Genomic DNA, 25,677 nt, shown 5'->3' on the forward strand with positions numbered 1-25,677 from the left:
GAGAGCGCTTTCAGTTTTGATGTACATTCTCACGGCATGGACGCCATGGCAATACCGGGCCGGAAGAACACCCCTGTCATCGACGTGCACGCCCACGCCGTGCCGCACACCCTGATCGAGCGCCTACGGGACGAGCAGCCAGGTGTGGCTGTACGGGAGGACACGGACGGAATCCACCTGGACATCGGCGGCCGCATCACGCCGCCGATCGAAGAGGGGCTGACCGATCCATCCCGCAGGCTCGCCGCGATGGAACGGATGGGAGTGGACGTCCAGCTCGTCTCGCCGTGGATGGAGCTGACTCCCGACGAGATCGGGCTCCACGACGCCGCGCGGTTCGTCCGGATGGTGAACGACTCCCTCGGCGACCTGGTCGACCACGAGCCCTCCCGTCTTCGGGCCCTGTCCCTGCTGGACCGGCGCGACCCCGGCTCCGCCGCCGACGAGCTGCTCCGCTGCCTGGACACCGGTCGTTTCCAGGGGGCCGAGATCGGCCTCGGCGGGGCCGGGCCGGCCCTCCACGAGATCGACTGGGATTCGTTCTGGGATGCGGCGAGCCGCACCGGGGCACTGGTGCTCCTTCACCCCTGGAGGCCGGCCTCGCCCGCCGGGGTCACCTTCCCGAGCCTTACCGACATCGTGGACAATCCCGCCCAGTCGACAGCGGCCGTGGGCGCCATGGCGCTGGCCGGGACGCTCCAGCGTTTCCCCGACCTGCGCCTTTGCGTTGTCCACGGAGGCGGGTTCCTGCCCTACGCCGCGGGTCGTTTTGACGCGATCGCGGCCCTTGAGCCGGCGCCCGGCCCCAGCGCTGCGGTGCCGAGCGAGTACCTGCGGCGGCTCTACTTCGACTCGCTGACGCACTCACCCCAGGCCCTGTCCTGGCTGATCGACTTTGCGGGCGCCGATCGCGTGATGCTCGGCAGCGACTACCCGTTCCCGACGGGGTGCGCAGACCCGGTCGGGGCCGTCACCAGGGCCGTCACCAGGGCCGGCGCCGCCGCCGGCGTCGGCCTCTCCGGTGAGCAGGTCGCAGCCGTCCTGGGCATGACCGCGCATCGCCTGCTGACCGGTGCGTGACGCTCCGGCGCCCTTGACAGGAAAATCTCGGCGAAGATAGAAAGCGCTTACAGTTTTTCCTCGGATTCACCTCAAGAAGGAGGGACGGCATGGATCAGGTTCGCGTGGGCGTCATCATGAACGGCGTCACCGGGCGGATGGGAACCCGCCAGCATCTCGAACGATCGATCATCGCCATCAGGGACGAGGGCGGGCTCCCCCTCGCCGACGGGCGCACGCTCGTGGTCGATCCCATCCTCGTCGGCCGCGACGCCGCCAAACTCCGAGCGCTCGCCACCCGCTACGGCGTCCACCGCTGGACCACCAGCCTCGACGAGGCCCTCGGCGATCCGGACGACACGATCTACTTCGACTCCCAGCTCACCAGCCTGCGCGCCGAGGCCGTCAGGAAGGCGATCGCGGCCGGCAAGCACGTCTTCTGCGAGAAGCCGACCGCCGGCGACCTTGAGGAGGCGCTCGAGCTGGTCCGGCTCGCCGACGCCGCCGGGATCAAGCACGGGGTCGTCCAGGACAAGCTGTTCCTGCCTGGAATCCGCAAGCTGAAACGGCTGATCGACGGCGGCTTTTTCGGCGACCTCCTCAGCTTCCGGCTGAACTTCGGGTACTGGGTCTTCGAGGGTGACTGGCAGCACCTCAACCGGCCGTCGTGGAACTACCGCAAGGAGGACGGCGGCGGCCTGATCATGGACATGTACCCGCACTGGCGGTATGTGCTCGACGACGTCATCGGCCCGGTCAGGTCCGTGCTCTGCCACGGCCAGGTCCACATCCCTCGCCGCTGGGACGAGAACGGCGAGGAGTACCCGGCGACCGCGGAGGACGCGGCGTACGGCATGTTCCAGTTCGACAACGACGTTCTGGCGCAGTTCACCACCTCGTGGGCGACCCGCCCGTACCGCGACGAGATCGGCGAGTGGCAGCTCGACGGCACCCTGGGCAGCGCCATCGCCGGGCTGCGCGACTGCCGCGTGCAGTCGCGCGCCAACACCCCGATGCCCGTCTGGAATCCCGACATCCCCAACCCGATCGATTTCCGTGCGGGCTGGGCGGAGGTTCCCGACAACGAGGTATTCGGCAACGCGTTCCGCGTCCAGTGGGAGATGTTCCTGCGCCACGTCGTCGAGGACGCCGAGTTCGGCTGGGACCTGCTCGAAGGGGCCAAGGGCGTTCAGCTCGCCGAACTCGCGATGCGGTCGTGGCGCGAGCGTCGCTGGATCGACGTTCCCGACCTGGAAGTCCCGGCCTCATGACGGAGCCCTTCACGGACCGGCTGAGCATCAACCAGATCACGGTGAAGAGCTGGACCTTCGAGGAGACGGTGCGCGGATGCGCACGCCACGGTATCGGCCACGTGGGGGCGTGGCTGGACAGCGTCGCGGAGATCGGCGTGGACAAGGCCGCCGGCGTTCTCGCCGACCACGGCGTCTCGGTCTCCAGTGTCTGCCGTGCCGGCTTCTTCACCGGCAACAGCCCCGACCGGTCGTGGGCCGGCCGGGCGGACAACGAGCGGGCGATCGACATGACGGCCCGGCTCGGCGCCGACGTCCTGTACCTGGTGTGCGGCGGGGTGGCAGACGATCGTGATCTCCCGGCCGCACGCGCGGCCGTCCGCGACGGCCTGGCCGAGCTGGTGCCCTACGCGGCGGAGCGCGGAGTGCGGCTCGCCGTGGAACCGCTGCATCCGATGATGTGCGCCGAGCGATCGGTCATCGTGACCCTGGACCAGGCCGTCGAACTGGCGGAGCCGTTCGGGCCGGACGAGGTCGGCATCGCGATCGACACCTACAACGTGTGGTGGGACCCGCGGCTCGCCGAGGGCATCGAACGCGCCGGCGACCGGATCATCGGCTACCAGGTGTGCGACTGGCTGGTGCCGCAGCCGCACCCGGTCTTCGGCCGGGGCGTGCCCGGCGAAGGCGTGATCGACCTGCGGGGGATCACCCGTGCCGTCGACGCCACCGGCTACGACGGGCCGATCGAGGTGGAGATCTTCAACGAGAAGGTGTGGTCGTCCCCGCCGGACGAGGTGATCCGCGTGATCAAGGAGCGTTTCGCGGCGGGCGTGCTCGGCTGACCGTCCCGGCGGTAACGGGCCGGACGGTCCCGGGCGGACGGTCACGTGCGGGCGGTCACGGGCGGGGCGGTGCCGTGCTGTCCCGCATCTGCACGGCGCCATCGATCTCCACGGTGTGGCGCGGCTCGTTCCCGGGCAGGAGCGCGAGCTCCATGGCCACCCGGCCGATGCGTTCGAGGGGGAGCTCGACCGTCGTCAGCACCGGGACGGTGTCGAAGGCCAGGGGCGTCCCCCCGAACCCGGCGACCGAGACGTCGGCCGGGACGCGCAGACCCGCGGACCTGATCCACGCCATCGCGCCGACCGCCACCACGTCGGCGACCCCGAACACGCACGTCGGCCGGTCGGGACGATCGGGGCGGTCGAGCAGCAGGCGGGCGCCGCGGGCGCCGCCGTCCCGGGACAGGTCCACACGGACGATCGAGCCGGGGGCGAGCCGGACGCCCCGGTCTTCAAGGCCGAGCCGGAACCCGCGCAGGCGGTCGCTCACCGACGTGAGCTTGGCCGGGCCGGAGATCACACCGAACGAGGTGTGCCCGAGGTCCACGAGCCGGTGGGCGAGCCGGCGGGCGGCCTCCACATTGCCGATCTTGACGAGGTGCCCGATCTTGCGTCCCCGTGTCACCGACACGATCGCTCCGCCGGCGGCCTGGTACGCCGCCAGCTGCTCCATCATCGCGGCCGCGTGGGCCCGGTCGGAGAACGAGCTGCCGGCGAGGACGATGGCGCGGGGACGCTGCGTGCTGAGCAGGCGGAGGTAGTTGAGCTCCTGCCGCGGGTCCCGATAGGTGCACACCATGGTCACCAGCAGGTCGTGCGCCTCGGCGACCTCGATCACGCCTCCCGCGATCATGGCGAAGTAGGAGTCGCGCACGTCGTGCACGACGAGGCCCACGCTGGTCGAGGTGGAGCTGGCCAGGGCGCGCGCGTGCAGGTTCGGCCGGTAACCGAGCTCGGCCGCGGCCGCCAGGACCCGGTCGCGCAACGCGGCCCGCCCCTTGTAGTCCGCATCGCTCAGCATGCGAGAGGCCGTGGCCAGCGAGACTCCGGCGTGATCCGCGACGTCCTTGAGACGGACGGGGCGGCCTTCAGACGGCATCGGCACCTTCCCACCACGCACACCTGTTGCGACCCGCAGCATATCGCGCAGCAATCAGCACGGATCGGACGCAGAACTGCAAGCGCTAGCACTAGGTACTCGACGTCATAGGGAAGAATCGCCACGCTTAGCGATGGCTACTTGAAGGCGCTTTCCGCCGGACATCGCCTCGAATCCATGGGTGTGCCGGGTGCCTCCGGCGACCGGGGGCGGCCGGGGCGCGCCTCCCGGCGACGGGGCGGGCGGTGGAATCAGCCCTGGCGCGGGCCGGTGGTCTCACGTGGGATGAGCCGGTGGCTCAGGACCGTGAGGGCCGTGCTGTCGGTGCCGGATGAGGCATCGATGATGCGGCGGGCGGCCATGGCGCCCATCTCGTACAGCGGCAGGCTGACCGTGGTCAGGCCGACGAACTGGGCGACCCGGAGGTCGTCCATGCCGGCGACGGAGATCTGGCCGGGCACGTCGATGCGTGCTTGCCGGAGGGCGTGGAGCGCTCCGACGGCGGCCTCGTCGTTCGCGGCGAGGATCGCGTCGGGCAGCGGCGGATGGGCGATGAGCCGCATGGCGGCGGTGTGCCCGGCCTCATAGTCGAAGCCGCCGGGGTGGCATCGCGCGGACTCGGCGAGATCGGCGTCGCTCATGCAGGCGAGGAAACCGTCGCGGCGCTGCCGGGAGGCGATCATGCCGGACGGTCCTTCGATGAACGCGATCCGGCGGTGGCCGAGCGAGATGAGGTGGTCGGTGACGGCGTACGCGGCGGCCTGGCTGTCGGCGGTGACGACCGGGCATCCGATGTCGCGCATGGTGAGCGACATGATCTGGAGGCCCTGGTCCTGCGCCTGGCGGACCGCCTTGGCCAGTTCGGGTGCGTGCGGGTCGTCGACGTGGCCGCTGCCCGCGAAGATGACTCCGGCGGCGCGGTAGTCCCGCATGGTCTGCAGCCGGTTGATCTCCGTCGTGGTCCGCCTGTCGACGTTGGAGAGCATGGTGACGTAGCCGGCCCGGCTGGTCACGTCGTCCACGCCGCGGGCGATGACGGAGAAATACGGGTTGACGATGTCGCTGACGAGGACGCCTATCAGCCGGCTGCTGCGGGAGACCAGTGCGCGTGCCAGGGCGCTGGGCGAATAGCCCAGTTCCTCGGCCACGGCGATGACCTTGGCGCGGGTCTTGGCCGAGATGGGATGGCTGGAGCCGGTCAGCACCCGCGACGCGGTGGACACGGACACTCCGGCCGCACGTGCGACCTCAACCAGCGAACTCACCGGCTCACTCCTTAGGACAACGTTTTCCTATTTCTAGCACGACTCGGCCCAGGTCAGCGAGTGAGTCGGCGACATGACCGAGCGTTCGACCTGTGATTAGCCCTTGACGAACGCGCAGCACCGCTCACTAACATGCCGGTAAGGCATACGTTTGCCTAGCCGCTGACCTCGACCGAGACACGGATCCGTGTGAACCGTCACACGGGTTCGCGTGAAGGAGGAGAGCCATGCACGCCGGGACTCATCTGAAACGGATCGCCGCGCTCGTGGCCCTGTGCACCGCGGCTGCGTGCACCGTGGCCGCGTGCGGCGGCGGTGGAGGTGCGCACACCAATGCGGACGGAACGGTCTCGTTCACGGTGGCGGTCATCGAGCCGGACATCACCACGGTCCCGATCCTGGCGGCCATCGACACCGTCCGCCGGGCGGGGCACCGGGTCAAGGTGGTCGAGCTGGCGGAGCCGGAACTGGCGATCGAGGGACTTGCCAAGGGCGATTACGCGATCTCAGCGGAGGCGACGAGCCCGGCGCTGATCGCAATCCAGAAGAAGGCCCCCATCAAGATCATCGCCGATGGGGTCGGCAATCAGTGGGCGATCTACGGCAAGCGCGGGATCTCCTCCTGCGAGGACCTGCGCGGCCGCCCGTTCGGGATCTACAGCAAGGGCGCGGTGGCGACCGCCATGACCAAGGAGTGGGTGGGCGCCCGATGCGGCGCGGGCAAGCGGCCCGACTACCTGACCATCGGCGGGTCGGACGTGCGCGCTCACGCCCTTGTCGCGGGAGAGATCGACGCAACGCCGCTGGAGATCTCCGACGTGGTCGCCCTGGAGTCATCGGGCGGGGGCCGGTTCACCCAGATCGTCGACTTCGCCAAGAACCTGCCCGACCTGCGCCCGCAGACCGTCTACGCCAACACCGGGTTCCTCACCTCGTACCGGGGGGCGGCTCAGGCGTTCGTGAGCGCCCTGGTGAGCGAGCACTCCAAGATCAACGCCGATCCGCGGCATCTGGTGGCACTGGTGGCCAAGCACCTCCCCAAGGAGGACGCCGCCGAGGTCGCCGAGGTCGCCCGGCGGTACGCCCAGGCGAAGCTGTTCAACGCCGGGGCGCTGACCGAACGGAACGTCCAGAGCACCATCGACTTCTTCGTCCGGGCCGGCGTGATCGAGCGGGGCATGACCCCGCGCGACGCGGCGGACCTGACCTTCCTCAGGGCGGCGGCATGAGCACCGTGACGAGGCACCGGGGACCGCGCTGCGCCTCCGGCTTCCGGGGGCCGCGCCGCGCCTCCGGCTTCCGGGCCGGTCCCCAGCCCGAGCAGCGCCCCGCGCCGCTGCGGCGGCTCGTGAACGCCGCCCCGCTGTACCAGTTCCTGACCTTCGCCGTCTTCGCCGTGGGCTGGGAACTGTACGCCCGCACGCGGGGCGGGCTGCTCATCCCGACCTTCGCCGAGACGGTCCAGGCGACGGCCGGGCTACTGGGCACCGCCGAGCTGTGGCGGGCGATGTACGCCAGCAACCAGGCGCTGGTACTCGGCTTCGCCATCGCGGTCGTCGCCGGCGTGCCCGCGGGCATCGTGCTCGGCCGGTTCCGGACGCTGGAGCGCTTCGCGGACGTCTACCTCAACATCCTCCTGGTCACCCCGATGGCCGCGATCATCCCGCTGCTGGTGATGTCGGTGGGATTCGGGCTGGCCTCGCGCGTCATCCTCGTCGCGATCTTCTCGATCGTGATGGTGGTGGTGAACAGCCGCGCCGGGGTCCGCCAGGTGGACCCGTCGCTGATCGAGATGGCCCGCTCGTTCGGCGCCACGGAGCGGCAGATCTGGACGCGGATCCTGCTGCCCGGCGCGCTGCCCGCAATCATGACGGGGATCCGGCTGGGCCTGGGACGCGCGGTCACCGGCATGGTGATCGTCGAACTCCTCATGGTCTCCACCGCGCTCGGCGGGCTGATCTTGGAGTATCGCGGCCTGTTCAAGGCCCCGGAACTGTACGGCACCATCGTGATCATTTTGGCGGAGGCGCTCCTGCTGATCTCCGTCGCGCGGTGGAGCGAACGCAAGCTGACCCGATGGGCTCGACCGAATCCGGCAAGGAGCGCATAGTGATCGAAATCCGTGGGCTGAGCAAGACCTTCGTCGGCCAGGACGGCGATACCGTCCACGCGCTGCGGGACGTCGACCTCGACGTGGCCGAGAACGAGTTCCTCACCGTGCTGGGGCCCAGCGGGTGCGGGAAGACGACGCTGCTCAAGGCCATCGCGGGGCTCATCCCCTGGAACGACGGCGACATCCTCATCGACGGCACACCGGTGCGCGGGCCGGGCCCCGACCGCGGCATGGTGTTCCAGAACTTCGCGCTGCTGCCCTGGGCGACAGTGCTGGACAACGTCGCCTTCGGGCTCAAGATGCGCGGTGTCGGCCGGAGTGAACGCGAGGAACGCGCCCGTTCGCTGATCGCCCTGGTAGGGCTGTCGGGATTCGAGACCAAGCGCCCCGGCGAGCTGTCGGGTGGCATGCAACAGCGCGTGGGCATCGCCCGCGCCCTCGCCGTCCAGCCGCGTGTGCTGTTGATGGACGAGCCCTTCGGCGCGGTCGACGAGCAGACCCGCCGTCTGCTGCAGGAGGAACTCCTGACGATCTGGGAGAAACGCCGGATGACCGTCGTGTTCATCACCCACAGCATGGAGGAGGCGGTGCTGTTGGGCGACCGCGTCGTGCTGATGAGCGCCCGCCCCGGACGCATCGCCGAGATCGTTCCGGTCCCGTTGCGACGGCCGCGTTCCAGCGATGTCGGCGCCCTCGAACGCTCCGGTCAATACGTCGAGATCACCGCCTACCTGTGGGACCGGCTCCGGGAGATGCACGAAGAGCAACGTCCCGCCGAGGTGGCCGGATGAGCGCGCTGGCCGAACGCCCCGGCGTGCGCAGGCCGCGCGAGCGCCGGCGGTCGCCCTGGCGGCGCCTGCCCGCCGCCCCCCTCAGCCTGGCGGCCGGCGCCGCGGCGTGGGAACTGATCGGGCATCTCGCCGACGTGTCGTTCTTCCCCCCGCTGAGCACGGTGCTGGCCCGCCTCGCCGACATCACCTCCGAAGGGATGATCCTCGGCAGCCTGGGCGGCAGCCTGATCAACCTCGCCGCCGGGTTCGCCATCTCGCTGGTCGCCGGGCTGGCCATCGGCGTCGCCATGGGCCGCTACCGCAAGGTCGAGGCCGCTCTCGGCATCTATGTCTACGCGCTGCTCACCGCCCCGTCGCTGGTCTTCGCACCGATCTTCTTCTCCCTGCTGGGAGCGGGCCGCGGCTCGATCATCGCCGTGGTGGTCATGTACGCGATGTTCGTCATCGTCATCAACACCGCGTCGGCGATCCAGTCCGTCCCCGCGCACCTGGTGGAGATGGCCCGTTCCTACGGCGCCGGTGAGGGGCGGATACTGCTGCGCGTCATGCTCCCGGCCGCCCTTCCCATGATCATGGCCGGTGTCCGGCTGGGCGTTGGCCGGGCCGTCACCGGAATGATCAACGGCGAGATGTTCATCGCGGTCGTCGGCCTGGGCCATGTCGTCACCGAGGCGGGCGGACGGTTCGACAGCGCCGAGGTGCTGGCCGTGCTCCTGGTCGTCATCGCCGTCGCGCTGAGCGCCGTCGGCCTGGTCCAGGCCGTCGACCGCCGCGTCACCCGCTGGGTTCCGAAGACCACGAGAGGACACTGATGAAGGTCGACGCTTACAGCCACATCCTGCCTGCCCCGTACTTCGAGCGCATGCGCGAGCTGGCCGTCAACCCCCGCGCGCTCAAACGCTGGCTGGAGCTGCCCGCGCTGCACGACCTCGACGCGCGGCTGCGGATCATGGACGAGTTCGGCGAGGGCTACCAGCAGATCCTCACGCTGTCCTCACCGCCCATCGAGCTGCTCGCCGCTCCGCCCGAGTCCGCGGCGCTGGCACGGCTCGCCAACGAGTCGATGCTCGAACTCTGCGAGAAGCATCCCGACCGGTTCCCGGCGTTCGTCGCCTCCCTGCCGATGAACGACCCGGACGCCGCCCTGGAGGAGCTCGCCCGCGCCATCGACGATCTCGGCGCCCGCGGCGTCCAGGTCTTCACCAACGTCAACGGCCGTCCCCTGGACGATCCGGCGTTCCAGCCGCTGTTCGACGAGATGGCCAGGCGCGACTTGCCCGTCTGGATGCATCCCGCCCGCGGTCCCGCGTTCGCCGACTACGCCACCGAGGACACGTCCAAGTACGAGATCTGGTGGGCGCTCGGCTGGCCGTACGAGACCAGCGTCGCCATGTCCCGGCTGGTCTTCTCCGGCCTGTTCGAACGCCATCCCGACATCAAGATCATTACCCACCATATGGGGGCCATGATCCCGTACCTGGAGGGCCGCATCGGCCTGGGCTGGAGCGACCAGCTCGGCAGCCGCACCGCCGACGAGGACTACCGGGATCTGCTGCCGCAGCGCCCGCTGGACTACTTCCGCCGCTTCTACGCCGACACCGCCCTGTCCGGCTCCGACATCGGCATCCGGTGCGGCCTGGAATTCTTCGGCGCCGACCATGTGGTGTTCGGAAGTGACTGCCCCTTCGACCCCGAAGGCGGGCCCATGTACATCCGCGAGACGATCCGCGTCATCGACGCCCTCGACGTGCACGACCTCGACCGCGAGAAGATCTACTACCGGAACATCCGGCGCCTGATGCGCATGGCCGCGCGTTAGGGAGGCCTTGGTCTCAGCTCTTTATGGTTTGCGTTGGCCTGGGTCGCCTTCGATGATGCCGCCTGCCACCGGGCCTCGCTTGGTCGCCTTGCCGTGCACGCGCTCCGGATGGTCTATGCGCTTCCGCTTGGCGTACAGCGTCAATCCGAGCCATGTGATGAGCGCCAGGGCGAGAATGATCGGCCCGACGATGAGCAGGATGTTCGCTCCGGTCGGGGATGCTTCTGCCAGCATGCCGTCACCTCCTGTACTGGGCCCCTACCCGTCAGGAGGGGTTGAATCACAGGCCTCTGGATTGGGAGATCGATCCCGAGGTGGTGAGGGTGAAGGCGCGCATCGACTCGGCGAACTTGGAGAGGTCCCACTCGGCCGGGCCCTCGTACCAGTAGAGGTTGTCGGCGCCTTTGGCCCGCTCGCCCGCGTTCTCGACGGTCTTGGCCCACTTGGGAACGAGGTCGAAGACCACGGCGTAGGGGAGGAAGCGGGAGAAGAGCGCTATGCGCTGGCGGGCGGCGATCTCGTCGTTTTCCGGGATCTCGCCGCGTTCGAGGTACGCGCGGAAGCCGATGACGTGGGCGAGGACCGTTGCGCCGCGGGCCGTCTTGGCCGGCATGTACTGACCGCCGTAGGCCAGGGCGGCGCCCGCGATGATCACGGCGAGGCCGACGAGGGCGAGGTCGGTGAGGAGGGCCAGGGCGACCGTGCCCAGGACGCCGAGGCCGGTGAGGATGAAGCCCGCGATCGTCCAGCGGGAGCGCACCTTGTCCGGGCGGCGGGCGAACCAGCCCTGCGCGACGACGTCGTCGTACATCGCGGACCGGACTTTGGCGAGGTGGGTGGCGAACGTGCCGCCCAGGGCTGACAGCTTCACCGCGGTACGGGGTGTGCCGTCCGGTGCTGTGAAGAGCGAGTCCAGGAGCAGGCGCTCGTAGGGAAGGAGCTCTTCCGCGGGGCGTTCCAGGCGCTGGAGCTCCCAGTCCAGGCGGCCGGTGACCTCGCGGTCCTCCTCGTCGATCAGCAGGTAGCCGCGGACGGCGAGGTCGACGATCGTGGCGGTCACGTCGATGACGTCGGCCTGCTCGTCGATGAGCGTGCCGATCTGGCCCGGCCGGACGCCGTCCGGCGGCTCGAACTCCGAGCCGGCGAGGGGGGCGTGGTCGGCCTCGGCGGCCTTCTGGGCGACGATCCGGGCGTCCCGGCCGCGGAGGAGATAGAGGGCGATCACGCCGCCGAGGAGGAGCAGGAGGAGGCCGGCGAGGGCGCTCCCGGTGATGCCGTTGACCGAGAACGCGGTCGCCACGGTGTGCCGGCGCTCGTAGATCGGCTGCGCCTTGGTGGTGCCGGCGGGGAGGCCGACGACCACGGTGACGTACTCGTCCGGCAGCAGCTGGTCATGCCGGAACTCGCCGCGCGTGCGCGTGTGGTCGGTGAAGAACTGCGAGCAGCCGGTCAAGCCCTCCAGCGGCCCGGCGAAGCAGTTGATGCTGCGGATCATCGTCCCGGCGTCCACGGTCACCCGGGCGGCGTCCATCGGGACCTTCCACCCGCCGAGCGCGGTCCAGCGGAGTTCCTCGATGCCGCCGAGGGGCGTGGCGATGCCGCTGACGTCGTATTCGAGGACGACGGTCTTGCGGCCGGTGAGCTGGGCGGGAGCCGAGACCTTGACCGTGGTGCGGGTGCCCGAGGTGGACGTGGACACGCTCGTCGGGCCGCCGTCCGGGCTGGTCGCCTTGATGTTCTCGACCTTGAAGACACGGTCGCGGGTCACGCTGTCGTGGGTGCGGGTGACGAAGGTCCGCCGGAGCTCGCGGGTGCCGCCGAACTCGTACACGATCGTCTCGCGGGCGTGCGTGACGCCGCCCGGCCCGACCTTGAGCGTGACCTCGTCCTTGATCACCCGTTCGGGTGCCGCGGTGGTGGCGGCGGACGCGGTGCCGGTGGTCAGCGGGATGAGCGCGGCGACGGCCAGGAAGGCGACCATTGACCGCAGGCGACTCAACATGGCCGCAAAGCGTACCGGTACGGCAGGTAGGGAAGGTTAAGGGCGGCCACTATGGGATGATTTTTTGCTATGGCAGGCCACCACCCTCCCCCGGCGCCCGCACCGGCGCCGCCGTACCGCCTGCCTGGTCCCGGCGGCGCACCGCCGCAGTACCACTACCGGCCTCCACGCCATCCGCAGCGGCGTACGGCCGGCGGGCTCGTGGTGGGGCTGGTCGGTGTGGTGGCCGCGCTCGGCGTTCTGGCGATTCTGGGCTTCTCGGTCGTCGCGTCGCTCGCCGACGGGGCCGGTGGCCAGTTCGGGCGGCCGGGCGCCCGCGGCGAAGCGGTGACCCGCGAGACGGTCACGAACAACAAGCTCTACGGCACGGGCGCGCTCACGCCGGTCCAGTGCCGGGTGCCGCAGATCGGCCCTGGCGTCGCCTCGATGGACCGGTTCATGAACGCGCTGAGCTCATGCCTGGACGCCTCGTGGAGCCGGCAGTTCGCCAAGGCGGGCGTGCCGTTCACGCCCCCCAAGCGGGTCTTCTGGAGCGGTCCAGGCCGGAGCCCGTGCGGCACCTACCCGAGCCCGGGGGCGTCGGCGTTCTACTGCCCGGCCAACAACACGATCTACGTGGGACTGCGGCACATCGTCGAGACCTCCGGCGGAGAGCCCCTGTCGCACTTCGCCGTCTTCGCTCGCGTGATCGCGCACGAGTACGGCCACCACGTGCAGGACAGCTCGGGGATCCTGTCGTACGGGCATCAGGAGATGGAGCAGTCCGACATCACGGGCCGCAACGCGGCAAGCCGTCGCATCGAGCTCCAGGCGCAGTGCTTCGCCGGGGCCTTCCTGGGGGCGGAGCGCTCCACCATCGGGATGACCCGGGAGCAGTACGTCGCGATGATCGTGGACGTGCAGGGCCGGGGCGACGAGCGGCAGCCGGTCGACCGGCGCGACCACGGCTCGGGCCGCAACTACGCGGGCTGGGTGGTCAAGGGCTTCAAGGGCCAGAGGCTGTCGGTCTGCAACACATGGACCGCGCCGGCCTCGTCGGTCAACTGAGCACCGTCCTGTTGCCTCCGTAACGCCATTGACATGCGGGTTTGCTTAATGTGTTGGGACTCACAGGCCAAGTGCTAGCAACGTGCTTGCAATTGCAAGCACCATGACGCAGGGTGGAGACATGGCAAGTTCGAAGGTCGGCTCCATTGGGGAGTACATCCGTGAGCAGCGCACCCGGGCGAAGATCTCGCTGCGCCAGCTCGCCGACGTCTCTGGGATCTCCAATCCCTACCTGAGCCAGATCGAGCGCGGCCTGCGCAAGCCGAGCGCCGAGATACTGCAGCAGATCGCCAAGGGTCTGCGGATCTCCGCCGAGGCGTTGTACATCCAGGCCGGAATCCTCGAGGAACGCGAGGCCGACACAGACGTGGAGGCCGCCCTGCGGGCCGACCTGCTCCTCACGGAGCGGCAGAAACAAGTGCTGCTGGACATCTATGTGTCATTCCGCAAGGAGAACGAAGCTGCCGACGTGCTGACCGAGCACCAACCAGAAGGAAAGGAAGAGGCCGGATGACGCTTGCCAGCAACCTCCGCGAGAACAAGGCCGTCTACACGTTCATCGGCGGCGGCGACCTCGCGGCCGAGAAGGTGCGCGAACTGCCCGAGCAGATGACCAAGGCCCGCGAGACCGCCACCAAGTACCAGGGTGAGCTCCGCGAGACCGTCGACAAGTACCGCGGCCACGTCCGCGAGCAGGTCCGCGAGACCGTGGGCAAGTACCGCGGCGAGGCCCGTGAGGCCGCGACCAAGCTGCAGGACCGGGTCGAGGTCAAGGACCTGCCCGGCGCCGCGGTCGCGTACGTGACCCACTTCGGCACCCGTACCGTCGAGTTCATCGACGAGCTCGCCGAGCGCGGCAAGAAGGTCGTGCACCGCGAGGCCGAAGAGGTCGCCGAGCTCACTGAGGCGAAGCCCGCCCCCAAAGCCCGGGCCGCGCAGCAGAAGAAGACCGCGCAGAGCCAGACCAAGGCCGCCGCGACCAAGAAGACCGACGCCTGAGCCGTCGCTCTCCGGGGTTGACATGCGCCTTCGGGTGTTGACATGTGGAAGGCCCGGCCGGGATCATCCGGCCGGGCCTCGTCGTTGACTACTCTGAAGGGGCACGAGGTCCATGGCCGCGACAAGAGTGGTGATCGCACGATGATGGCAGGGCTGAACTATTTCTTCTGGTTTCTCGCGATCGTCGCGTTCGTCTTCGAGGTCATCGCGCTGATCGACGTGCTCCAGGTGCCCGAGGGCGCCTTCCCGGCGGCCGACAAGCAGACCAAGAAGCTGTGGCTGATCCTGCTGGTGGTGGCCAACGTGGTCGGCCTCGGCGGCGCCGTCGGCTTCCTGCCGCTGCTGTCGTTCCTCCCGATCGCCGCGTTCATCGTCGCCGCGATCTACCTGGCCGACGTGAAACCCGCCGTCAAGCCGTACAAGAACAAAAAGGGCGGCGGCAACTCCAGTTCCGGCCCGTACGGCCCCTGGTGATCCGACCGCGGGCCTAGGGTGTCGCTTATGGGGACACATCACCACGGGCGTACGGCTCGTCTCGAACTCGACGACCAGACGCTCCGCGAATGGGACGCGCTCGTACTCGCCTCAGGCCCCGAGGGCATCGTCCTGGACCGGTCCGCGTTCTATCCGGGCGGGGGCGGCCAGCCGCCGGACGAGGGCGTGCTCCTCTGGCAAGGCGTGCAGACCCGCATCGCCGGGGTCCGCAAGGGTGAGGACCTGGAGCTCATCCCGGTGGAGGGCGACCCGATCCCGCCCGCCGGCACCGCCGTGACGGGAGCCGTCGAAGACGCGCGGCGTACGGCGCTGATGCGCACGCACTCGGGCCTTCACCTGCTCTGCGGCGTGGTCTTCCGCGACTACGGCTGCCTGGTGACGGGCGGCAACATGGAGCCGCTGACCGCTCGCATGGACTTCGACCTGCGCGAGGTGCCGCCCGGCTTCAAGCAGGCGGTGGAGGACGCCTGCAACGCCGAGGTCGAGGCGGACCGGCGCATCGACGTCAAGGAACTGCCGCGCAAGGAGGCGTTCGAGATCCCCGACATCATCCGGACCGCCACCAACCTGGTGCCGCCGGAGGTCCAGGACGTGCGGATCGTGGACATCGTCGGGCTCGACACCCAGGCGGACGGCGGGACCCACGTCGCGTCCACCAAGCACATCGGCCGCATCCAGGTCGCCAAGGTGGAGAACAAGGGCCGCGGCTTCCGCCGCCTCCGCATCAAGATCTCCGACTGACGTCCGCCCACGGTGGCCGCGGAGGCTGGGACCTCAATCTCCCGAGCCAGCGACAATCTCCCGAGCCGACGACCCCAGCCCACACGCGAGCGCGCTAACGGGTCGTGAAGCGAGCCGAAGGCGAAGCTTCACGAGAGATCGCGAAGCGACGTCGCGCTCGCCGCTTTTGCGGTTCGGGTTCGAGCCGCCAGGCGAGGTCCCGAGGCCGCGAAAGCCAATTAATAGGCTTCGCTGAGGGCGGCTACGGAGCAGAGGCCGTTCTCGACCAGGGTGAGGGTGCGGTCCAGCGCGTCGCGCATGGCTTCGGGGGAGTAGCCGTGCCGGCGGCAGTGGACGATGACCGACTGCATGCCGCCGATGGCGACCCCTGAGGCGGCGACGGCGTCGATCTCGCTGATGCCGGGGCAGAGGTCGCGCAGGTGCTGTTCCAGCTCCTGCTGGGTGGCGGTCATGCGCTGGAGGGCGCACGCGCGCAGGCCGGGCCGTTCGAGGATGAGCTGCACCTGGACGGCGCCGTACGCGCCGTGTTCGGTGACCAGGGCCTCCATGATGTCGACGATGCTGCGCCGGATGGTCTCCAGCGGGGCCTCGCCGGGAGGCCGTTGGGCGAGCCGGTCGGCCACCTCGGCGAGCCGGTCGTCGATCTCGGCGAAGACGACGTCCTCCTTGCTCGGGAAGTAGCTGAAGAACGTGCGGGGGGACACGTCGGCGGCCTCGGCGATGTCGGCGATGGTCGTCTCCTCGTAGCCGCGTTCGGCGAAGAGACGGAGCGCCTCGGAGGCGATCGTCCGGCGGGTGCGCTGCTTTTTCCGCTCGCGCAACCCCTCAACGTGACCCATGTCACGGACACTAACACGACTGCAAACTTGCAGCTATTGCAAAAATGCACCGAGCGTGTTTTTCTGCGGATCATGGCGCGAACACTGGAGAGGCTGGGACGCCTCTGTGTACGGCGACGGCGCGCCGTCTTCGAGCTCTGGGTCCTGCTGATGCTCGGGGCGGGGGTCCTGGGCGTCACCCAGGGCGGCATGTTCGTCCAGCAGAGCTCCCTCCCCGGCACCGAGACCCAGCGCGCCATCGACACCCTGCGCCAGGACTTCCCGGCGATGACCGGGCCCACCGCCACCGTGGTCTTCCACTCCACGGCCGACGCGAGCCCGGGGGACTGGCGGGTCGCGCTCACCGTGGGCAAGGCCATCGAGAACCTGACCGCGCTCGACCGCGTCGCCTTCGCCGAGAACCCCTACATCCAGGGCATGGGCGGGATGAAGAGCCACGACGCCGTCGTGATCCGGGTCAACCTCAAGGGCACGATGGGCGACGTCAGCGCCGCCGACCTGGACAGGTTCGACGAGGCGGTGGAGCCGGCCCGGATGGCGGGGCTGGACGTCAAGTTCGGCGGCATCGTCGCGATGATCCTCAACCAGCCGAAGGGCGGCCCGCAGGAGGGCGTGGGGATCATGCTCGCCATGCTGGTGCTGCTGCTGGCCTTCGGCTCGTTCCTGGCCGCCGGGATCCCGATCCTGGTGTCGCTGTGCGGAATGGTCGTCGCCTACTCGGTGATCCATTTCGCGGCGTCGGCGGTGGAGGTGCATCCGACCGCCCCGATGGTCGCGGCGATGCTCGGCATCGGCGCTGGCATCGACTACGCGCTGTTCATCGTGACGCGTTACCGCCAGCAGCTGGCCGACGGCGACGACGTGGAGACGGCGGTCGGGCGCGCCATGGCGCACTCCGGGCATGCCGTGGTGTTCGCCGGGGGAACGGTCGTCTTCGCGATCTGCGGCCTTTTCCTGTCCGGCATCTCGTTCATCGGCCGGATCGGGCTCGCCTCCGCGCTGTCGGTCGGCCTCATGGTGCTCGGCGCGCTCACCTTGCTGCCCGCCATCCTGGGCGCGCTGGGCACGCGCATCGACCGCTACAAGCTGCCGCGCGTACGACCCGACCGCAGCTCCACACGGTGGATGACGTGGGGGCGCCACGTCGACCGCAACGCCTGGCCGTACGCGATCGTGGCGACGCTGGTGCTGCTCGCGCTCTCCGTGCCGACTCTCAGCCTGCGGTTCGGGGTGATGGCCGACAGCATCTCCTCGCCCAAGACGGACTCGCGGCAGGCGTACGACATCGTCGCCAAGGAGTTCGGCGCCGGGCACTACAGCCCGTTCGTCATCGTCGCCCAAGGTGCCGGGTAAGGAGGAGCGCTCCGCACCCGCCAAGCGACAGGTGCCCACCATCAAGGGGCCGGACGGGCTCACTGGCCTTTCAGGCCCGCAGGGGGCGGTGTCGCCGACGCCCACCCCTGAGAAGCCCTCGATCCCGTTGCCCAAGGGCGCACCGGACCTCACCAAGAAACCCGACAAGCGCGCCGTGGTGCTCGGGCAGGCGCTCAAGCAGCGGATCTCCGAGGTGCCGGGCGTGGCGTTCACCGCCGAGCCCGTCATCACCGGCACCACCGCGTTGCTCCAGGTCATCCCGGCGACCGCGCCGCATGTCGAGGAGACCACCGACCTGGTCCACCGGCTGCGCGGCACCGAGGTCCCGGCCGTGCTCGCCGAACACCCCGGCGCCACCGTCTATCTCGGCGGCGAGAACCCGGCGATCATCGACCTGGCCGACACGGTCGGGGATCGCATGCCGATCGTGGTCGTCGCGGTCGTCGGCGTCGCCCTGGTGCTGCTGATCATCGCGTTCCGCTCGATCATCGTGCCGATCAAGGCCGCGCTGATGAACCTGCTGTCCATCGGCGCCTCGTTCGGGGTCGTCACCGCCGTCTTCCAGTGGGGCTGGGGCATCCAGCTGCTCGGCGTGGACCAGGCGATCCCCATCATGTCGTTCGTCCCGCTCTTCATGTTCGCCCTGATCTTCGGGCTCTCCATGGACTACGAGGTCTTCCTGCTGTCCCGGATCAAGGAGGAGTACGAACGGTCGGGGGACCCGCACGAGAGCGTGGTGATCGGCATCGGCGCCACCGCCCGCCTCATCACCTCCGCCGCGCTCATCATGATCTTCGTCTTCGCGAGCTTCGTCCCCCAGCCCGACCCGACGGTGAAGATGATGGCCCTGGGCCTCGCGGTGGCGGTCGCGGTGGATGCGACGATCGTCCGGCTGGTCCTCGTTCCCGCGCTGATGAGCTTGCTCGGCCACGCCAACTGGTGGTGGCCCGGCCGCGAACGCCCATCCCGGCCCACCCCGCCCACCGGCCGCGAGGAGACCGCCGAGCAACTCGAACTCGAACCCGTCGGCTGACCCACGAACACGGTCAGGGCGGGCCGAAGCCCACCCTGACCGGAATCCTTCATGACCGGAGCCCACCCCGGCCAGAGGCCGCCCCGGCGTCGAGATGGCGTCAGACCTTGAGCAGTTCGTCCTCCCGCGCGTCGTCGGCGGGGGCCGGGTCGCCGGTCGCGGGCACCCGGCGGAGCATGGTGATCGCGAGAACTGCGGCCAGCGCGGCCAGGAGCGCGGCCCCTCCGGCGGCGATGTTCAGGCCCTCGGCGAAGGCGTCGCGTGCCTGCTCGACCAGTGCGGAGCCCTGGGCGGCGGGCAGGTCCTCGGCGGTGGCCAGGGCGCCCGGCAGGGTGTCGGCGGCAGCGGCGGGGACGTCGGCGGGCATCTCGGAGCGGTAGATCGCGGCGCCGATGCTGCCCAGGATGGCGATGCCGAGCGAGACGCCGAGGTCGCTCGCGGTGCTGTTGACCGCGGAGGCGGCACCCGCCTTCTCCGGCGGGGCGGATCCGATCACCAGTCCGGTGGCGAGCGCCATGGTCGGGGCGATGCCCGGGTAGAGCAGGTAGAAGCCGATGATCAGCAGGGTCAGCCCGGACGCCTCGACCTGGGTCAGCACGAGGTAACCGGCCACCGAGAAGAGCGATCCGCCGGCCACGACGTAGGCGGGACGCACCCTGCGGGCGATCTTCGGTGCCAGCATCGAGACGGCCACCAGGCCGAGCGCCGCGGGCAGGATCCACAGTCCGGACTCCAGCGGCGACTGCCCCGCCACCAGCTGCAGGTACTGGGTGAAGAGCAGGTAGACGCCGCCGAGCGCGATCGCGGAGAAGAGGAACACACCCAGCGCCCCGCTGAACGTCCGGTTCGCGAACAGCCGCACGTCCAGCAGCGGGTTGGCCAGCTTGAGCTGGCGGCGGACGAACACCACCGAGAACAGCAGCCCGACGGCGGCCGTCGCGACCGCGGTCCCGTTGAGACCGTTCTTGGCGAACTCCTTGATCCCGTACACGATCGGCAGCAGCGAGGCCATCGACAGCAGCACGCTCGGCACGTCCAGCGAACCGGCCTGCGGCGCCCGGTACTCGGGAACGAGCAGCGGCGCGGCGACCAGCACCAGCGCCATGACGGGCACGCCGATCAGCAGGGCCGCGCCCCACCAGAAGGACTCCAGCAGCAGGCCGCCGACGAGCGGGCCGATCGCGACGCCGACCGAGATCGAGGCCGCCCACAGGCCGATGGCGGTACCGCGCTGGCGTTCGTCCTGGAACATGTTGCTGATCAGCGAGAGCGTGGACGGCATCACGGCCGCCGCGCCGACACCCATGACGGCCCGTGCCGCGATCAGCCAGCTCGCGTCCGGCGCGAAGGCCGCCGCGACCGAGGCGAGGCCGAACGCCGCGGCGCCGAACAGCAGGATCTTGCGGCGGCCCAGCCGGTCGCCCACGGTGCCCATCGCGACGAGGAGCCCAGCCATGACGAGCCCGTAGATGTCGTTGATCCACAGCAACTGGCCGCTGCTGGGCCCGAGATCGGCGGCGATCTGCGGGGTGGCGAGGAACAACACCGTCATCGCCAGGAACAACAGTGTGGTCGGAAGCAGCAGCACGGCCAGGCCGAGCCACTCCCTCGCCCCGGCGCGCGCGGCGCCGTCAGCGGTGGTGGTGGGAACAGACATGTTGATTACTCCAAGGGGGTTTCAGCGGTGCAGGGGGTATCAGGGACCTCGCGTGCTCGCGACACGAGTTCGGCGAGCATCAGATCGGCCTGGCCAGAGCGGTCGCTGTCGGCGAAGCGGACGGCCTCGCCGATCGTGACCGCCCCGACCGAATCGAGCAGGGAACGGACCTCCAGAGCGCAGACCTCCCCCTCGGCGTCCGGCACGACCCCGTACCAGATGAGGCCCACGGGTTTGGCGCGCCAGCAGTCGCCGCACCAGGAGACGGCTCGGCGCACCTGGTCCGGCGGCGTGCCGGGCAGCACGAGCAGGAAGCCGTTCGCGGCGCCGAGCCACGGCGTCAGATCGCGCACCGCCGGCGGCGTCGGCAGGTGGGCGGCTGGCCGATCCGGCAGGCAGGCGGCGCCGAGGTCGAGCAGGTCCACCTCGGCGTCGCCGCGAGCGTGGACGCGCCCGGCGAGCCATTCGGCCACTGCCCGGTCCGCATGGTCGGCGGCGCCGGTGATGATGATCGCGATTCGCACCTTCGGTCCCTCCCTTCGAGCCGCACTCTGCGCGAGCGCACTCCAGCGGTCCTCCAGGCGGACTTAGGGCTGGTTCAGGACGGGTGTTGGGGCGTCGTGGGCATGTTCACCACGCCCGCAAGGCAACTGGTCGCGATGGGCCGCGAACACCAACGCGACGTCCGGCTTGTTGATCCCAAGCACACCACGACCGACTGCGCGAGGTGCAGTGCGAGAGCCAAGCACCGCCTGCCGCTGTCGGAACGCGCTACGCCTGCACGACATGCGAAAACACCCGGCCCAGGGACAAGAACTCCGCACACGTGATGCTCCACAGGGCTGGTTTCCGCCCTGCTACCGTCGATCGCGTAAGACCCGGCCGGACGCCGTCCGACCGGGCGGTGTGAGGGGCAAATCCCTGCAGCTCTCATGAACGGGAGAGAGTCCCCTCCCGTTCAGGGAGGGGAGGATTCAAGACCATGCGTTTCGGGGTGCTCGGTCCGCTCGCCGTGTGGACCGCTGAGGGCGGTCAGGTGCGGATCCCCGAGGTCAAGGTCCGTGCCCTGCTGACCCAGCTGCTCATGAACCCCGGCCGGGTCGTGCCCGCCGACCGGCTGATCGACGTGCTGTGGGGCGAGAACCTGCCCGCCAATCCCGCGGCCTCGCTGCAGACCCGGGCGTCCCAGCTGCGACGGGTCCTTGACGCCGCCGATCCGGGTGGACGGAAGCTGCTGGTGTCGCAGCCGCCGGGTTACCTGCTGGACGTGGCGCCCGATGCCGTGGACAGCGGCCGGTTCCAGCTCCTTGTCAACCGGGCGCGCGCCGCCGACAGCCCCCAGGCTCGCGCGGATCTGCTCGGCGAGGGGTTGGCGCTTTGGCGTGGAGCGGCGCTGCTCGACTTCGCCGACGAGGAGTTCGCCCGGGCGGAACGGACCCGGTTGGACGAGCTTCGCCTGACCGCCTGGGAAGAGCTCGCCGAGGCCAGGCTGGAACTGGGCGAACACGCCATGCTCGCCGACGAGCTCGGGGATCTGGTGGCCCGGCATCCGCTCCGGGAGCGCCTCCGCGCGGCCCATCTGCGCGCTCTCTACCGGGCGGGGCGCCAGAGCGAGGCGGTGAGCGGCTACCACGAGCTCCGCGAACGACTGGCCGCCGAGCTGGGTGTTGATCCTGGCCGCGAGATCGCCGCGCTCTACCAGTCCATCCTCGAACAGGACCCGTCCCTGGGCTCGCCACCGGCCCCCGCGCCGCGTACCAATCTGCCCGTTCCGCTCACCGACCTGGTAGGCCGTGCGGAGGCGGTACGGCAGATCGGCGCGCTCCTGGACACAGGCCGGCTAGTGACGCTGACCGGTCCTGGCGGCGTCGGCAAGACACGCCTCGCGCTGGAGACCGCCCGCCGGCTCACCGGCCGTTTCCCCGATGGGGTGTGGGTCGTCGAGCTGGTCAGCGCGAACTGCGAGGAGGCGGTGGCCGAGCTGGTCGCGGTGGCTCTGGGGATCCGCGACGAGAGCGGCGAGGGGCTGCCGGCCCGGCTCGCCGGGGCACTGCGCGGCAAGCGGATGCTCCTCATCCTGGACAACTGCGAGCAGGTCGTCACCGAAGCCGCCGAGCTGACGGCCGCTCTCCTGCGTACCGCGCCGGGCTTGACCGTCCTGGCCACGAGCCAGCGCCCGCTCGGCACCACAGGCGAGCTGTTGTGGAACGTCCCGCCGCTCGCCGAGTCCAGCGCCGTGGAGCTCTTCGCCGCCCGTGCCGCCGCGGGCAGCCCCGGCTTCACCGTGACCCCGGACAACGCGGACGCCGTAGCCGCGATCTGCCGGCGCCTGGACGGCCTCCCGCTCGCCCTCGAACTGGCGGCCACGCGCGTCCGCGTCCTGGGCGTTCACGAGCTGGCGTCCCGTCTCGACGACCGGTTCCGGGTGCTGGGCAGCGGATACGGCGACGCGCCCGCGCGGCAGCGCACGCTGCGGGCGATGATCGACTGGAGCTGGGAGCCGCTCGGCGAGGACGAGCGCACGGTGTTGCGGCGGCTGGCCGTGCACGCGGACGGCTGCACGCTCGAAGCGGTCGAACGGGTCAGCGGCGAGGATGGACTCGACGTGCTGGATTCGCTGGCGCGGCTCGTGGACCGTTCGCTGGTCGTGGTCTCCTCCGGTACGGAGGGGACGCGGTACCGCCTGCTGGAGTCGGTCGCCGCGTACTGCTACGAGCGGTTGCAGGAGGCCGGTGAGGTCGAGGAGATCGAAGGGCGGCACCGGCGCTACTACACCGAGCTGGCCGCCCTGGCCGACTCGTACTTGCGCGGCCCCACGCAACGGGAGTGGCTGCGGCGGCTGGACGCCGAGACGTCCAACCTACGGCTCGCGCTCGAACGGGGCGGCGGCCTGCTGCTGGTCAACTCGCTGGCCTGGTACTGGGTACTGAGGGGTCGGCTCGGCGAGGGCCTGCGCTCGCTCACGGCCGCACTCGCGGCGGTTGGCACCGATGACGGCAGCGAGGACGAGGCGGGGACGGCCCGTGTCTGGCGCGCCGCGTTCAGCCTCCGCATGGGAAAGAGCCAAGACCCCGCGGAGCCTGCCGTGCCGCCGTCCCGCCCGGCCGACCTGGCGGCGCTCACTCGCAGGATCCGCGCCGAGTCGTTCCGGACCCTCGCGTACCTCGCGATCGGCGAGCGGACGGCCGAGGAGCAGCTGGCCACCGAGGTGCTGGAGGTGACGCTGGCGATCGGCGACCGGTGGGGTACGGCGGCCGCGCTCAGCGGGCTGGCCCGGCAGGCGCTGGTACGCGGTGACCTCAAGGCGCTGGCGGAGGACGGCCGGCGCAGCATGGAGCTCTTCACCGAGCTGGGCGACCAGTGGGGCCGGGTGCACGCCACGTTCGCGCTGGGCATCCACGCGGAGATCACGGGCGACTACGCCGAGGCGGGCCGCCTGCATCGGGACGGGCTGCGGATGGCCGAGGAGCTCGGACTGTGGAGCGAGGTCAGCGACAGGCTGTCCCTCCTGGGCAGGATCGCCCTGCTCAACGGCGACCATGCCCGAGCCGACGAATTGCACGAACGGAGTAGCGAGCGCGCCGTCGAGCAGGGCTACACGGTCGGCCAGGAGTTCGCGGAGCTCGGGCTGGCGCTGAGCTACCGGCGGCAAGGACAGCTCGACGAGGCCGAACCTCTCCTCCGCCGATGGCTGGCCTGGAACCGCGAGGTGGACTCCTCACTCGCCCAAGCGCTGATCCTCGCGGAGCTCGGGTTCATCGCCGAACTGCGCGGCGATGCGGAAACCTCCCGTTCCCTGCACGAGGAGAGCCTGGAGTCGGCCCGCCACGCCGGTGACCCCCGTTCCATGGCGCTCGCGTACGAGGGTCTGGCCGGTGCCGCTGTCGCCGCCGGCGACCATGACCTTGGGGCACGGCACCTTGGCAAGGCCGCAGCAATCCGGGACGGCGTCGACGCGCCGCTCCCGCCCGCCGAACGCGCCGACGTCGACCGCATCACCGCGAAGCTCCGAGCCGCCCTGGGCGACGAGACGTTCGCCGCGCAGTTCGCGGAGCAGTTCGCGGCGGGCAGCGGCGCCATCGACGAGGAGGCTTGATGATCACTGATGACGCGCGGGAACGGGCGGTCGCGCTCATCGAGGACGAGGGGCTCCCCGCTTTCGTCTACGACCTGCGGGCGCTACGGTCACACGCGGCGTCGATACGGGAGGCGCTGTCCGTGCCCGGCGCGCCGGAGCTCTACTACGCGGCGAAGGCGAACGCCGAGGCGCCCGTCCTGCGGGCGCTGGAGCCTTACGTGGACGGCATCGAGGTCGCCTCGGGCGGCGAACTCGACCACGTTCACCGAATCCTGCCGGACGCACGCCTGGCCTTCGGCGGTCCAGGCAAGACCGACCCCGAACTGGCCTCGATCCTGCGGTTGGGCGTCGACTGCGTCCATGTCGAAAGCCCCTACGAGCTCACCCGCCTTGCGACGCTCGCCCGCGAGACCGGACACGAGGTCGACGTCCTGCTGCGGGTCAACCTGGCCGGGCGGCGGGACGGCGTCGCGCTGGCGATGTCGGGCCCGTTCGGCATGGACCCCGAGGCGATCGAGAGCTGCCGCGAGATCCTGGCCGCCGCGCCCTGGATCCGCCTGAAGGGCTTCCACGCGCACCTGGCATCAGGACTGGAAGCTCCCGAGATGCTCCAGCAGTCCGAGGAGATCCTTGCCTGGGCCCGCGCCCGACTCGACCTGCCCACTCCAGAGATCAACCTTGGAGGCGGAATGGCCGTGGACTACTCCGATCCCGGCCGCCTCTTCGACTGGACCGCGTACGCGAAGGGCATCGCAGAACTGGCGCTGCCAGGGGAGACGCTCCGGATCGAGCCCGGCCGCGCCATGAGCGTCTACTGCGGCTGGTACGTGACCGACGTGCTCGACGTCAAGCGGGCCCACGGCGAGTGGTACGCGATCCTGCGCGGCGGGACCATGCACCTGCGCACGCCGGTCACCAAGCAGCACGATCAGCCGTTCGTCGTCATCCCGCAGAACGCCCCAGGCCCCGCCACCACCGAACCCGTGACCCTGGTCGGCCAACTCTGCACACCCAAAGACGTGTTCGCTCGCTCGGTCCCGGCAGGCCGGATCGCGGTGGGAGACATAGTGGCCTTTGCCATGGCGGGCGCGTACGCCTGGAACATCTCCCACCACGACTTCCTGATGCACCCCAAGCCCGGCTTCCACTATCTGAACGCCTGACGCGCGTC

At 70.0% G+C, this 25,677-nt stretch carries 24 protein-coding genes; 17 read left to right on the forward strand and 7 right to left on the reverse strand.

The window, feature by feature from the left end; all coding sequences use genetic code 11:
- Positions 1 to 36 precede the first annotated feature (36 nt).
- The 3 genes from F8566_RS18585 to F8566_RS18595 all read left to right on the forward strand — a co-directional run bounded on the left by F8566_RS18585 (position 37) and on the right by F8566_RS18595 (position 3,154).
- On the forward strand, positions 37 to 1,080 hold the full coding sequence (locus F8566_RS18585; RefSeq protein WP_151561512.1) for an amidohydrolase family protein: 1,044 nt from the start codon (positions 37 to 39) through the stop codon (positions 1,078 to 1,080).
- Between the two features lie 89 nt (positions 1,081 to 1,169).
- Positions 1,170 to 2,330, forward strand: a complete 1,161-nt coding sequence (locus F8566_RS18590) for a Gfo/Idh/MocA family protein (protein ID WP_151561513.1) — start codon at positions 1,170 to 1,172, stop codon at positions 2,328 to 2,330.
- Complete coding sequence (locus F8566_RS18595; RefSeq protein WP_151561514.1) at positions 2,327 to 3,154, forward strand: sugar phosphate isomerase/epimerase family protein; 828 nt, start codon at positions 2,327 to 2,329, stop codon at positions 3,152 to 3,154. The genes F8566_RS18590 and F8566_RS18595 overlap by 4 nt, the downstream gene beginning before the upstream one ends.
- Before the next feature lie 55 nt (positions 3,155 to 3,209).
- Here F8566_RS18595 and F8566_RS18600 read toward each other — a convergent pair whose 3' ends face one another.
- Together F8566_RS18600 and F8566_RS18605 are read right to left on the reverse strand one after the other, a co-directional pair.
- Complete coding sequence (locus tag F8566_RS18600; protein ID WP_151561515.1) at positions 3,210 to 4,253, reverse strand: LacI family DNA-binding transcriptional regulator; 1,044 nt, start codon at positions 4,251 to 4,253, stop codon at positions 3,210 to 3,212.
- 251 nt (positions 4,254 to 4,504) lie between these two features.
- Positions 4,505 to 5,518, reverse strand: a complete 1,014-nt coding sequence (locus F8566_RS18605) for a LacI family DNA-binding transcriptional regulator (protein ID WP_151561516.1) — start codon at positions 5,516 to 5,518, stop codon at positions 4,505 to 4,507.
- Positions 5,519 to 5,745: 227 nt separating this feature from the next.
- Between F8566_RS18605 and F8566_RS18610 the strand changes: the two genes are divergently transcribed.
- The 5 genes from F8566_RS18610 to F8566_RS18630 are packed head-to-tail and all read left to right on the forward strand — an operon-like array spanning position 5,746 to position 10,241.
- A complete protein-coding gene (locus F8566_RS18610) occupies positions 5,746 to 6,747 on the forward strand; it encodes an ABC transporter substrate-binding protein (RefSeq protein ID WP_151561517.1) in 1,002 nt (333 codons plus the stop codon).
- Positions 6,744 to 7,628, forward strand: coding sequence for an ABC transporter permease (locus F8566_RS18615; protein ID WP_151561518.1), 885 nt, complete (start codon positions 6,744 to 6,746; stop codon positions 7,626 to 7,628). Before F8566_RS18610 ends, F8566_RS18615 begins: the two co-directional genes overlap by 4 nt.
- Positions 7,628 to 8,422: an ABC transporter ATP-binding protein gene (locus F8566_RS18620; RefSeq protein WP_151561519.1), complete on the forward strand. Its 795-nt coding sequence runs from the start codon at positions 7,628 to 7,630 to the stop codon at positions 8,420 to 8,422. The genes F8566_RS18615 and F8566_RS18620 overlap by 1 nt, the downstream gene beginning before the upstream one ends.
- Complete coding sequence (locus tag F8566_RS18625) at positions 8,419 to 9,234, forward strand: ABC transporter permease (protein ID WP_151561520.1); 816 nt, start codon at positions 8,419 to 8,421, stop codon at positions 9,232 to 9,234. Before F8566_RS18620 ends, F8566_RS18625 begins: the two co-directional genes overlap by 4 nt.
- Positions 9,234 to 10,241: an amidohydrolase family protein gene (locus F8566_RS18630; protein WP_192809735.1), complete on the forward strand. Its 1,008-nt coding sequence runs from the start codon at positions 9,234 to 9,236 to the stop codon at positions 10,239 to 10,241. Before F8566_RS18625 ends, F8566_RS18630 begins: the two co-directional genes overlap by 1 nt.
- Positions 10,242 to 10,262: 21 nt before the next feature.
- Here F8566_RS18630 and F8566_RS18635 read toward each other — a convergent pair whose 3' ends face one another.
- Both F8566_RS18635 and F8566_RS18640 read right to left on the reverse strand, forming a co-directional pair.
- Complete coding sequence (locus F8566_RS18635) at positions 10,263 to 10,475, reverse strand: hypothetical protein (protein WP_151561522.1); 213 nt, start codon at positions 10,473 to 10,475, stop codon at positions 10,263 to 10,265.
- A gap of 46 nt (positions 10,476 to 10,521) precedes the next feature.
- The gene (locus F8566_RS18640; RefSeq protein WP_151561523.1) at positions 10,522 to 12,243 is read right to left on the reverse strand and encodes a DUF2207 domain-containing protein; all 1,722 of its coding nucleotides are present in this window, start codon (positions 12,241 to 12,243) and stop codon (positions 10,522 to 10,524) included.
- Positions 12,244 to 12,312: 69 nt separating this feature from the next.
- On the opposite strand from F8566_RS18640, the gene F8566_RS18645 reads away from it, so the two are divergent.
- From F8566_RS18645 to F8566_RS18665, 5 genes are all read left to right on the forward strand, one after another.
- On the forward strand, positions 12,313 to 13,290 hold the full coding sequence (locus F8566_RS18645) for a neutral zinc metallopeptidase (protein ID WP_151561524.1): 978 nt from the start codon (positions 12,313 to 12,315) through the stop codon (positions 13,288 to 13,290).
- A gap of 121 nt (positions 13,291 to 13,411) precedes the next feature.
- On the forward strand, positions 13,412 to 13,804 hold the full coding sequence (locus F8566_RS18650) for a helix-turn-helix domain-containing protein (RefSeq protein ID WP_151561525.1): 393 nt from the start codon (positions 13,412 to 13,414) through the stop codon (positions 13,802 to 13,804).
- Positions 13,801 to 14,289 carry a hypothetical protein gene (locus F8566_RS18655; RefSeq protein WP_151561526.1) on the forward strand — a complete coding sequence of 163 codons (489 nt, stop codon included), beginning with the start codon at positions 13,801 to 13,803 and terminating at the stop codon, positions 14,287 to 14,289. The genes F8566_RS18650 and F8566_RS18655 overlap by 4 nt, the downstream gene beginning before the upstream one ends.
- 141 nt (positions 14,290 to 14,430) lie before the next feature.
- Positions 14,431 to 14,763: a DUF2516 family protein gene (locus F8566_RS18660; protein ID WP_151561527.1), complete on the forward strand. Its 333-nt coding sequence runs from the start codon at positions 14,431 to 14,433 to the stop codon at positions 14,761 to 14,763.
- Positions 14,764 to 14,790: 27 nt separating this feature from the next.
- Positions 14,791 to 15,525 (forward strand): alanyl-tRNA editing protein, encoded by a 735-nt coding sequence (locus F8566_RS18665; RefSeq protein ID WP_151561528.1) that lies wholly within the window; start codon positions 14,791 to 14,793, stop codon positions 15,523 to 15,525.
- 218 nt (positions 15,526 to 15,743) lie between these two features.
- Here F8566_RS18665 and F8566_RS18670 read toward each other — a convergent pair whose 3' ends face one another.
- Positions 15,744 to 16,364, reverse strand: coding sequence for a TetR/AcrR family transcriptional regulator (locus F8566_RS18670; RefSeq protein WP_151561529.1), 621 nt, complete (start codon positions 16,362 to 16,364; stop codon positions 15,744 to 15,746).
- Positions 16,365 to 16,436: 72 nt separating this feature from the next.
- Between F8566_RS18670 and F8566_RS18675 the strand changes: the two genes are divergently transcribed.
- Positions 16,437 to 17,717: an MMPL family transporter gene (locus F8566_RS18675; RefSeq protein ID WP_151561530.1), complete on the forward strand. Its 1,281-nt coding sequence runs from the start codon at positions 16,437 to 16,439 to the stop codon at positions 17,715 to 17,717.
- Entirely contained in the window at positions 17,707 to 18,771 is a 1,065-nt protein-coding gene (locus F8566_RS18680) for an MMPL family transporter (RefSeq protein ID WP_151561531.1), read from the forward strand. Before F8566_RS18675 ends, F8566_RS18680 begins: the two co-directional genes overlap by 11 nt.
- Positions 18,772 to 18,871: 100 nt before the next feature.
- Here F8566_RS18680 and F8566_RS18685 read toward each other — a convergent pair whose 3' ends face one another.
- Together F8566_RS18685 and F8566_RS18690 are read right to left on the reverse strand one after the other, a co-directional pair.
- Positions 18,872 to 20,428, reverse strand: coding sequence for an MFS transporter (locus F8566_RS18685; RefSeq protein ID WP_151561532.1), 1,557 nt, complete (start codon positions 20,426 to 20,428; stop codon positions 18,872 to 18,874).
- A gap of 5 nt (positions 20,429 to 20,433) precedes the next feature.
- The gene (locus F8566_RS18690; RefSeq protein ID WP_192809736.1) at positions 20,434 to 20,952 is read right to left on the reverse strand and encodes an NAD(P)H-dependent oxidoreductase; all 519 of its coding nucleotides are present in this window, start codon (positions 20,950 to 20,952) and stop codon (positions 20,434 to 20,436) included.
- Between the two features lie 458 nt (positions 20,953 to 21,410).
- Between F8566_RS18690 and F8566_RS18695 the strand changes: the two genes are divergently transcribed.
- Both F8566_RS18695 and F8566_RS18700 read left to right on the forward strand, forming a co-directional pair.
- Complete coding sequence (locus tag F8566_RS18695; RefSeq protein WP_151561534.1) at positions 21,411 to 24,524, forward strand: BTAD domain-containing putative transcriptional regulator; 3,114 nt, start codon at positions 21,411 to 21,413, stop codon at positions 24,522 to 24,524.
- On the forward strand, positions 24,524 to 25,669 hold the full coding sequence (locus tag F8566_RS18700; RefSeq protein ID WP_151561535.1) for a type III PLP-dependent enzyme: 1,146 nt from the start codon (positions 24,524 to 24,526) through the stop codon (positions 25,667 to 25,669). Before F8566_RS18695 ends, F8566_RS18700 begins: the two co-directional genes overlap by 1 nt.
- Positions 25,670 to 25,677 lie beyond the last annotated feature (8 nt).

It is taken from the genome of Actinomadura rudentiformis (assembly GCF_008923185.1).
Lineage (GTDB): Bacteria > Actinomycetota > Actinomycetes > Streptosporangiales > Streptosporangiaceae > Spirillospora > Spirillospora rudentiformis.

Bases quoted from the DNA above. Each gene is read 5' to 3' on its own strand.
- F8566_RS18585 (WP_151561512.1), top strand. From the start codon at position 37: ATGGACGCCATGGCAATACCGGGCCGGAAGAACACCCCTGTCATCGAC.
- F8566_RS18590 (WP_151561513.1), top strand. From the start codon at position 1,170: ATGGATCAGGTTCGCGTGGGCGTCATCATGAACGGCGTCACCGGGCGG.
- F8566_RS18595 (WP_151561514.1), top strand. From the start codon at position 2,327: ATGACGGAGCCCTTCACGGACCGGCTGAGCATCAACCAGATCACGGTG.
- F8566_RS18600 (WP_151561515.1), bottom strand. From the start codon at position 4,253: ATGCCGTCTGAAGGCCGCCCCGTCCGTCTCAAGGACGTCGCGGATCAC.
- F8566_RS18610 (WP_151561517.1), top strand. From the start codon at position 5,746: ATGCACGCCGGGACTCATCTGAAACGGATCGCCGCGCTCGTGGCCCTG.
- F8566_RS18615 (WP_151561518.1), top strand. From the start codon at position 6,744: ATGAGCACCGTGACGAGGCACCGGGGACCGCGCTGCGCCTCCGGCTTC.
- F8566_RS18625 (WP_151561520.1), top strand. From the start codon at position 8,419: ATGAGCGCGCTGGCCGAACGCCCCGGCGTGCGCAGGCCGCGCGAGCGC.
- F8566_RS18630 (WP_192809735.1), top strand. From the start codon at position 9,234: ATGAAGGTCGACGCTTACAGCCACATCCTGCCTGCCCCGTACTTCGAG.
- F8566_RS18635 (WP_151561522.1), bottom strand. From the start codon at position 10,475: ATGCTGGCAGAAGCATCCCCGACCGGAGCGAACATCCTGCTCATCGTC.
- F8566_RS18640 (WP_151561523.1), bottom strand. From the start codon at position 12,243: ATGTTGAGTCGCCTGCGGTCAATGGTCGCCTTCCTGGCCGTCGCCGCG.
- F8566_RS18645 (WP_151561524.1), top strand. From the start codon at position 12,313: ATGGCAGGCCACCACCCTCCCCCGGCGCCCGCACCGGCGCCGCCGTAC.
- F8566_RS18650 (WP_151561525.1), top strand. From the start codon at position 13,412: ATGGCAAGTTCGAAGGTCGGCTCCATTGGGGAGTACATCCGTGAGCAG.
- F8566_RS18655 (WP_151561526.1), top strand. From the start codon at position 13,801: ATGACGCTTGCCAGCAACCTCCGCGAGAACAAGGCCGTCTACACGTTC.
- F8566_RS18660 (WP_151561527.1), top strand. From the start codon at position 14,431: ATGATGGCAGGGCTGAACTATTTCTTCTGGTTTCTCGCGATCGTCGCG.
- F8566_RS18665 (WP_151561528.1), top strand. From the start codon at position 14,791: ATGGGGACACATCACCACGGGCGTACGGCTCGTCTCGAACTCGACGAC.
- F8566_RS18670 (WP_151561529.1), bottom strand. From the start codon at position 16,364: ATGGGTCACGTTGAGGGGTTGCGCGAGCGGAAAAAGCAGCGCACCCGC.
- F8566_RS18675 (WP_151561530.1), top strand. From the start codon at position 16,437: ATGGCGCGAACACTGGAGAGGCTGGGACGCCTCTGTGTACGGCGACGG.
- F8566_RS18685 (WP_151561532.1), bottom strand. From the start codon at position 20,428: ATGTCTGTTCCCACCACCACCGCTGACGGCGCCGCGCGCGCCGGGGCG.
- F8566_RS18695 (WP_151561534.1), top strand. From the start codon at position 21,411: ATGCGTTTCGGGGTGCTCGGTCCGCTCGCCGTGTGGACCGCTGAGGGC.
- F8566_RS18700 (WP_151561535.1), top strand. From the start codon at position 24,524: ATGATCACTGATGACGCGCGGGAACGGGCGGTCGCGCTCATCGAGGAC.